The 7,038-nt window shown below is 62.7% G+C and carries 7 protein-coding genes; 5 read left to right on the top strand and 2 right to left on the bottom strand.

Translation table 11 applies throughout. From position 1 onward, the window contains the following. Nucleotides 1-189: hypothetical protein (locus HX824_RS32410; protein ID WP_218180428.1), on the bottom strand; the 189-nt coding region annotated here is incomplete at its 3' end. Here HX824_RS32410 and HX824_RS02480 point away from each other — a divergent pair. The 5 genes from HX824_RS02480 to HX824_RS02460 all read left to right on the top strand — a co-directional run bounded on the left by HX824_RS02480 (nucleotide 188) and on the right by HX824_RS02460 (nucleotide 6,315). Then, nucleotides 188-1,771, top strand: a complete 1,584-nt coding sequence (locus HX824_RS02480; RefSeq protein WP_008431399.1) for an ABC transporter substrate-binding protein — start codon at nucleotides 188-190, stop codon at nucleotides 1,769-1,771. The two genes, HX824_RS32410 and HX824_RS02480, sit on opposite strands and share 2 nt — an antisense overlap. Further along, nucleotides 1,768-2,745, top strand: a complete 978-nt coding sequence (locus tag HX824_RS02475) for an ABC transporter permease (RefSeq protein ID WP_177054097.1) — start codon at nucleotides 1,768-1,770, stop codon at nucleotides 2,743-2,745. The genes HX824_RS02480 and HX824_RS02475 overlap by 4 nt, the downstream gene beginning before the upstream one ends. Beyond that, nucleotides 2,745-3,572, top strand: coding sequence for an ABC transporter permease (locus tag HX824_RS02470; protein WP_003210288.1), 828 nt, complete (start codon nucleotides 2,745-2,747; stop codon nucleotides 3,570-3,572). Before HX824_RS02475 ends, HX824_RS02470 begins: the two co-directional genes overlap by 1 nt. Then, nucleotides 3,569-5,149: an ABC transporter ATP-binding protein gene (locus HX824_RS02465; RefSeq protein ID WP_177054096.1), complete on the top strand. Its 1,581-nt coding sequence runs from the start codon at nucleotides 3,569-3,571 to the stop codon at nucleotides 5,147-5,149. The genes HX824_RS02470 and HX824_RS02465 overlap by 4 nt, the downstream gene beginning before the upstream one ends. Nucleotides 5,150-5,454: 305 nt before the next feature. Then, entirely contained in the window at nucleotides 5,455-6,315 is an 861-nt protein-coding gene (locus HX824_RS02460; RefSeq protein WP_177054095.1) for an alpha/beta fold hydrolase, read from the top strand. On the opposite strand, the gene HX824_RS02455 is transcribed toward HX824_RS02460, so the two are convergent. Continuing rightward, complete coding sequence (locus HX824_RS02455) at nucleotides 6,282-7,004, bottom strand: L,D-transpeptidase (RefSeq protein ID WP_003210282.1); 723 nt, start codon at nucleotides 7,002-7,004, stop codon at nucleotides 6,282-6,284. The two genes, HX824_RS02460 and HX824_RS02455, sit on opposite strands and share 34 nt — an antisense overlap. Nucleotides 7,005-7,038: the final 34 nt, after the last annotated feature.

Genomic DNA, 7,038 nt, shown 5'->3' with positions numbered 1-7,038 from the left:
CCAAGGCTCGGCAGCTGCTACGCACAACCATTCCTCAAGAAGGCGGGCTGTTGCTTTTTCCACACTCGTCCCGGCCACTGTGGTTTTTTCATCACTGCCAAGGCCTGTGATGCCCGCAAACGCGGCCCGTCGCCCCATGGCACAGCCCTTGCTAAATCCCTGACAAAACCTTAGCCAAGGAGTCTCCATGCGCCCTTTATCTTTTCGCCGTGTCCTTTCATACCTGGGACTTGGCGCCGTGCTGCTGGCCGGCACCGCTCAGGCGCAACCCCATGACGGCGGGGTGCTGAACCTGGTGGCCCAACCCGAACCGCCGTCGCTGATGCACGGCGTGGTCAGCCACGTGTCCACCCAGTACGTCAGCGGCAAGATCCTCCAGGGCCTGCTGACCTTCGACACCGACCTGAAACCCAAACCGGTATTGGCCAAGGCCTGGACCGTTTCCCCCGATGGCCTGACCTACACCTTCGATTTGCAGGACAACGTGCGCTGGCATGACGGCCACGCGTTCACCGCCGATGACGTGGTGTTCAGCTTCCAGACCTTCTACCCCGAAGTGGACAAGCGCCTGGGCGGGGTCTTCACCGAGTACGTCGACAGCATCACCGCGAAGGGCCCGCTGCAGGTGGTGTTCCAGCTCAAGAAACCCTTCGCGCCGTTGCTCTCGGCCCTGGGCAGCGGGCTGCGGCCTGTGGTGCCCAAGCACCTCTACGAGAACACTGACTTTCGCAACAACCCCTATAACCTCAAGCCTGTCGGCACCGGCCCGTTTGTGTTTGTGGAGTGGAAACGCGGCGCCTATATCAAGCTGGCAAAGAACCCCGACTACTGGAAAAAGGGCCTGCCACACCTGGATGCGATCATCTTCCACGTGATCCCGGACGGCTCGTCCCGCGCTGCGGCGTTCGAGCGCAACGACGTGCAGGTGCTGCGCAGCGGTGATGCCGACTATTCCGACCTCAAGCGCCTGACCGCCTTGCCGGACGTGCAGTCGTCGGAAAAAGGCTGGGAGCTGTATTCCGGCCTGGCCTTCCTGCAGATCAATACGCGCAAGCCGCCGCTGAACAACCCCAAGGTGCGCCAGGCGATCCTGTATGCGCTGAACCGCCAGTTCATCGTCGACAACATCTTCTTCGGTTCGGGCAAAGTTGCCCCCGGCCAGTTCGTGTCCACCTCGCCGTACCACGACCCGCAATTGCCGCAGTACACCTATGACGTGAAAAAAGCCAAGGCGCTGATTGCCGAGTCCGGCGTGGACGTGGGCGCCGTGCGGATTCGCCTGCTCAACGGCGAGAAGGGCGGTGCCTGGGAGCGCCTGGCCGAATACACCAAGCAAGCCCTGCAGCCGCTGGGCTTCAAGGTACAAGTGGTGACGTCCGACGCCGCCACCTGGTTCCAGCGCGTCAGCGACTGGGACTTCGACCTGACCTACAACTTCATCTTCCAGATCGGCGACCCGTACCTGACCAACGCCTACCTGTACCGCTCCGACTACATCCTCAAGACTTCGCCATTTGCCAACGTCAGCGGCTACAACAGCCCCGAGGCCGATGCCCTGTGGACCCAGGTCGCCAACACCCCGGAAGGCCCGGAACGCACCAGGCTCTATAGCCAGTTGGAAAACGTGCTGAACACCGACCTGCCGATCGCGCCGATCTTCGAAATGCGCTACCCGACACTGTTCCACAAAGAGGTGAAGAACCTGCTGCAAACCGCCACCAGCCTTAACGAAGACTACGAAAGCGTCTACCTCGACGCGCCTGCACCATGAACGGGTTGCTGTATTTCAGCGGTCGCCTGCTCAAGGCACTGTTGATGATTGTGGCGGTGCTGGTGCTGGGCTTTTTTCTGATCCGCCTGGCACCGGGTGACCCGGCGCTGCTGTTGGCCGGCGAGGCGGGGGTGGACGATGTGCAGTTCATCGAACACCTGCGCCAGACCATGGGCCTGGACAAGCCGTTGCTCACGCAGTTGCTGATCTACCTGGGCAATATCGCCCATCTGGACCTGGGTTATTCCTACCGCAACCAGACCTCGGTGTGGTCGCTGATTGCCGAGCGCTTGCCGGCAACACTGGCCCTGATGGGCTCGGCATTTTTGCTCTCGTCGGTGCTTGGCGTCACCCTGGGGACGTTGGCCGCCCGGGCCCGACAGAAGCGCCACTGGCTGGATGGCGTGATCTCCCACGGCGCTTTGCTGCTGTATGCGATGCCGCCATTCTGGCTGGCAATGCTGCTGATCCTGTTGTTCTCCGTCAGCCTCGATTGGTTGCCGGCGTTTGGCATGGAAACGGTGGCACAGGACTTTTCCCTGCTCGACCGGCTCAAGCACCTGCTGCTGCCGTGCGTGTCGTTGAGCGTGCTGTTTCTCGCCTTGTATATCCACCTGACCCGCGCCGCCGTGCTCGACGCCCTTGGCCAGGAATACGTGCGCACCGCCCACGCCAAGGGCCTGCACCCGCGGCGGATTTTGTACGTGCATGTGTTGCGCAATGCGCTGTTGCCGGTGGTGACCTTTGCCGGTTTGCAACTGGGCCAGTTGGCCAGCGGCGCGTTGCTGGTGGAGGTGGTGTATTCCTGGCCGGGGATTGGTCGCTTGATGTACGACTCGCTGGCCCAGCGTGACTACGGCGTGTTGATGGGCGGTTTCCTGGTGATCTCGATTCTGGTGGTGGGCTTTAACGTGTTGACCGATGTGATCTGTCGTTTTCTCGACCCGCGTATCGGTGCAGGAGTGCAAGGCTGATGCTGGTTTTCCGACGTTTTGTGCGCCAGCCTGCGGCGTTGATCGGTGCGCTGTTTTTGCTGCTGCTGACGCTGTTGGCGATCGCCGCCCCCTGGCTGACCAGCAGCTCGCCATGGGAGATGAACAGCCAGCCGATGCTCGCGCCATTCCACGACCCGGCCCATTGGCTGGGCAGTGACCTGCTCGGTCGCGACCTCGCCAGTGGCCTGCTGTACGGCGCGCGGGTGTCCCTGGCCGTGGGGGCGCTGGCCAGCCTGGCGACCCTGGTGGTGGGCCTGCTGGTCGGCGCGGTCGCCGGCTATTTCGGTGGCTGGCTCGACGGTGTGCTGATGCGCATTGCCGAGTTCTTCCAGATCATTCCGCAACTGGTACTGGCGGTGATCCTGGTGGCGATCCTTGAGCCGTCCCTGTTCTCCATCGTGCTGGCCATCGCACTCGTAGCGTGGCCGGCGGTGGCGCGGTTGGTGCGCAGTGAGTTCCTGACCCTGCGCCAGCGCGAATTCGTGCAGGCCGCGCGGGTGCTGGGGCAGTCGCCGCTGGGGATCATCGCCCAGCAGATCCTGCCCAACGCCCTGGCGCCGTTGCTGGTGACCATGACCTTTGTCATGGCCACGGCGATCCTCACCGAAGCGGCCTTGGCGTTTCTCGGCTTGAGCGACCCGGAAGCCATGAGCTGGGGCTACATGATCAATGCCTCCCGTGGCTTGCTGCGGGACGCCTGGTGGATGAGCTTTCTGCCGGGGTTGGCGATTGTGCTGTGCGTGCTGGCGGTCAATCGAGTCGGTGAAGGTTTGCGTGTGGCCTTTGAGCCCGGGAGGTCGCTATGACGTTGTTGAGTGTTGAACATTTGCGTATCGCCTTGCCGGCCGGTGCGGACCGCAGCCATGCGCTGTATGACCTGTCGCTGCAACTGAACCGTGGCGAATGCTTGTGTGTGGTGGGTGAATCCGGTTCCGGCAAGTCAATGCTGGCCAAGGCTTTGCTGCGCCAGTTGCCGGCCCCGCTGAAGGTGGAAAGCGGGCGCCTGGTGTTTCGCGACGAAGACCTGGCCGACCGCAGCGAAGAGGCCATGCGCCAACTACGCGGGCGGGATATCAGCATGGTATTCCAGGAGCCCATGAGCGCCCTCAACCCACTGTTGCGGGTGGGCCAACAGATCGATGAAACCCTGCGCGCCCATGGCGTGGCGGCGGCACGGGTGCGGCGTCAGCGGGTGGTGGATTTGCTCGGTTATGTCGGCTTGCCCGACCCTGAGCGCTTGCGACTGGCGTATCCGTTTGAACTGTCTGGCGGGCAGCGTCAGCGGGTGGTGATCGCCATGGCCCTGGCGTTTGATCCGGCGCTGTTGATTGCCGATGAGCCGACCTCGGCGCTGGACGTGACCACCCAGGCGCAGATTCTCGACCTGCTGCGCAAGATCCAGCAGGACAAGGGCATGGCACTGTTGTTTATCACCCACGACTTTGCCGTGGTCGAGGCGATTGCCGACCGGGTGCTGGTGCTGGAAAAGGGCCGGGTGGTGGAGCAGGGCACGGCCCCGGCGGTGTTGCGTGTGCCCCGGGAAGATTACACCCGGCAGTTGTTGGCGGCGGTGTCGGCGCAACCGCTGTTGCCACGTACGCAGGTGGCTGGCCCTGTGGTGCTGAAGGCCGAAGCGCTGGGCAAGGTGTTCAGCAGCCGCAGCGGTTGGTGGGGGCGGCGTACGACTCAGGCGTTGGATGCGGTTCAGCTGCAATTGCGTGAAGGCGAGACGTTGGGGATTGTGGGGGAGTCGGGGTCGGGCAAGTCGACCCTGGGTCGGTGCCTGGTGCGTTTGCTGCGTGCTGACAGCGGGCGGATCGAGTGGTTGGGGCGGGAGGTCGCGGGGTTGTCTGAAGGGCGGCTGCGAGCGTTGCGCAGTGATGTGCAGATGATTTTCCAGGATCCGTTTGCGTCGCTCAATCCGCGGCAGACGGTGGGGCAGATTGTTATGACTGGGCCTTTGGTGCAGGGGGTTTCCAAGGCGGATGCCGAGCGGCGGACCCGTGAGTTGCTGGGGTTGGTGGGGTTGCCGGCAGCGGCGTTTGAGCGGTTTCCTCATGAGTTTTCCGGGGGGCAGCGGCAGCGCATAGGGATCGCCCGGGCGTTGGCGGTGGAGCCTAGGGTGTTGATCGCTGATGAGTGTGTGTCGGCGCTTGATGCGCTGATCCAGGTGCAGATTCTGGAGTTGCTGGAGTCGCTGCAGCGGCGGTTCAGGTTGAGCATTGTGTTTATTACTCATGACTTGCGGGTGGCTGCGCGGTTGTGCGACCGGATTGCGGTGATGCGTCAGGGGAGGGTGGTGGAGCAGGGGGAGACGGCGGCGCTGTTTGCTGATGCGCGGCATCCGTATACGCGGGAGTTGTTGATGGCTGAGGCGATTTGACTAGGGGGGTTGGGGGTGGGGGCATGCCCGTTATTCAGGTAACGACCACCTATGGTTTCGCTCTTACAGCGAGTCACGTTGCAAAAGCGGCAAAGGCGACCTGAGTGTTAGAGCAAAAGCAGAGCCGCTTTATGTGGGAGCGGGCTTGCTCGCGAAGAACCTGAGAGCGCCGCGTTGAATCAGGATGTTCGCGTTATCGTTAACGACCTTCGCGAGCAAGCCCGCTCCCACATTTGGATCGTGTCCACCTTTGATTTTGCTGTTGCTACACCACACTCAATCCTTTCACTTATTGAGAAACCTCCATGCCGACCTCTTTCACCGAACTGCCAGTGATCCAGGGCCAACAACTGGAAATCCGCCCCAACCGTCACCTGAGCATCACCCATCACGCGGGCACCACCCAACCCGACACGGTAGTGTTCTTCTGCCACGGCGCCGGCGGCAACAAGGACCAGTGGCGCCACCAATGGCAATCCCTGAAAACCCAAGGCTACAGTCTGGTCGCCTGGGACCTGCTCGGCCACGGCGCCAGCGCAAAACCCCGCAACCCAGAGGCCTACGCCTGGCCCGAACTGGTCGCCGACTACCTGGAAATCCTCAAGCGCTACGGCGGTTCCCGCAACCTCATCGTCGCCCACTCCTTCGGCACTGGCCTGACCCTGAGCGCCTTGCTGGCCAAACCCGCGATCCCCATCGAAGCCGTATTGCTGCTGGGCACCCGACTCCACAGCATCAGCCGGAGCGGCGGCCTGATGCGTCTACCCGCATGGCTCCTGGAATGGCTGCGCCCCCTGCTGGCCAAAGGTTTCCGCCAGGCCGCATGGAACGCCAAAGCCGACCCCGCACTGGTCGCCTACGAAGAAAAACTCACCGAGCGCAACCCGCTGTACATGTTCAAGGCCCTGATGAAAAACGTCCAATGGCCAGACGCCAATGCACTGCTCACCCTGACCCTGCCCGTGAGTGTGCTGGCCGGCGACACCGACGGCCTGACCCCGGCCAGCGGCGGCGAAGCACTCGCCCGGCATTTGCCCAATGCCGAGTATCAGTTGTTGCCCGAATGCGGCCACCAACTCATGCTGGAAAAACCCGATGAGGTATTGGCCGCATTTCAGCGCCTGCTGTCAGCTCAGCGGGACGGCAGTTTCCAGCGCTCACGGTAGAGGTCGTACTGCGCGGCGGGCAGTTGCACCAGCAGCGGGTTTTCTCGCGGGTCCAGCCAGGCAAACAACGCCTGGATATTCACCGGGTCCATCGCCGTGCAGCCCAATGTTCCCGAACTGACGCTGCGCCAGATATGCAGGAAAATACACGAGCCGCCGTTGGCCAAAGCCGGTGTGTTGTGCTCGACAAAAATCCCCTGGCGGTACAGCTGGTCCTTGCGCAGCATCCGCTCGGAACTGGTCCAGTCCTTGTTCACCGCCGAGCTGTCCACCAGGGTGTTGTAATGGCTGGACTGGCTGTCATCCACGCATTCGCGGGTGGCGGTACTGGCCGCGTAAGGCAAGCGGGTGTCAGCGGTGGGGGCGTAGCCGAAGGCACCGCCGAGTTTGAAGATGCCGGCCGGGGCCTTGCCATCGCCTTCATGCTTGAGGGGCTGCTGGTCGGGGGTGGGTGTCGTAAGGCCGGTGCCCCAGGCCATGCCGTTTTTACCGACCACGATGGCAAAGGGTTCGCCGACTTTCTGAAAGCCTTGCCCGTGCCGCTCATAGCGTTGTGCGGTGCCCTGGAGGGCGTTCCAGCCCGGGGTGGTGACCACGATCAGTTGCCGGCTGGTCTCGGGGATTTGCGCGAGTGCCACGTTTGAAAGCAGCGTCAGCAGCGCCGCGCAGGTTTTGATGAGCGTGTTCAACGGCGTTCAGTCCTTGAAAAGAGGGAAACCTCAA

The organism is Pseudomonas sp. D4002 (assembly GCF_013385665.1).
Lineage (GTDB): Bacteria > Pseudomonadota > Gammaproteobacteria > Pseudomonadales > Pseudomonadaceae > Aquipseudomonas.
This window is presented reverse-complemented; position numbering and strand designations above follow the sequence as displayed.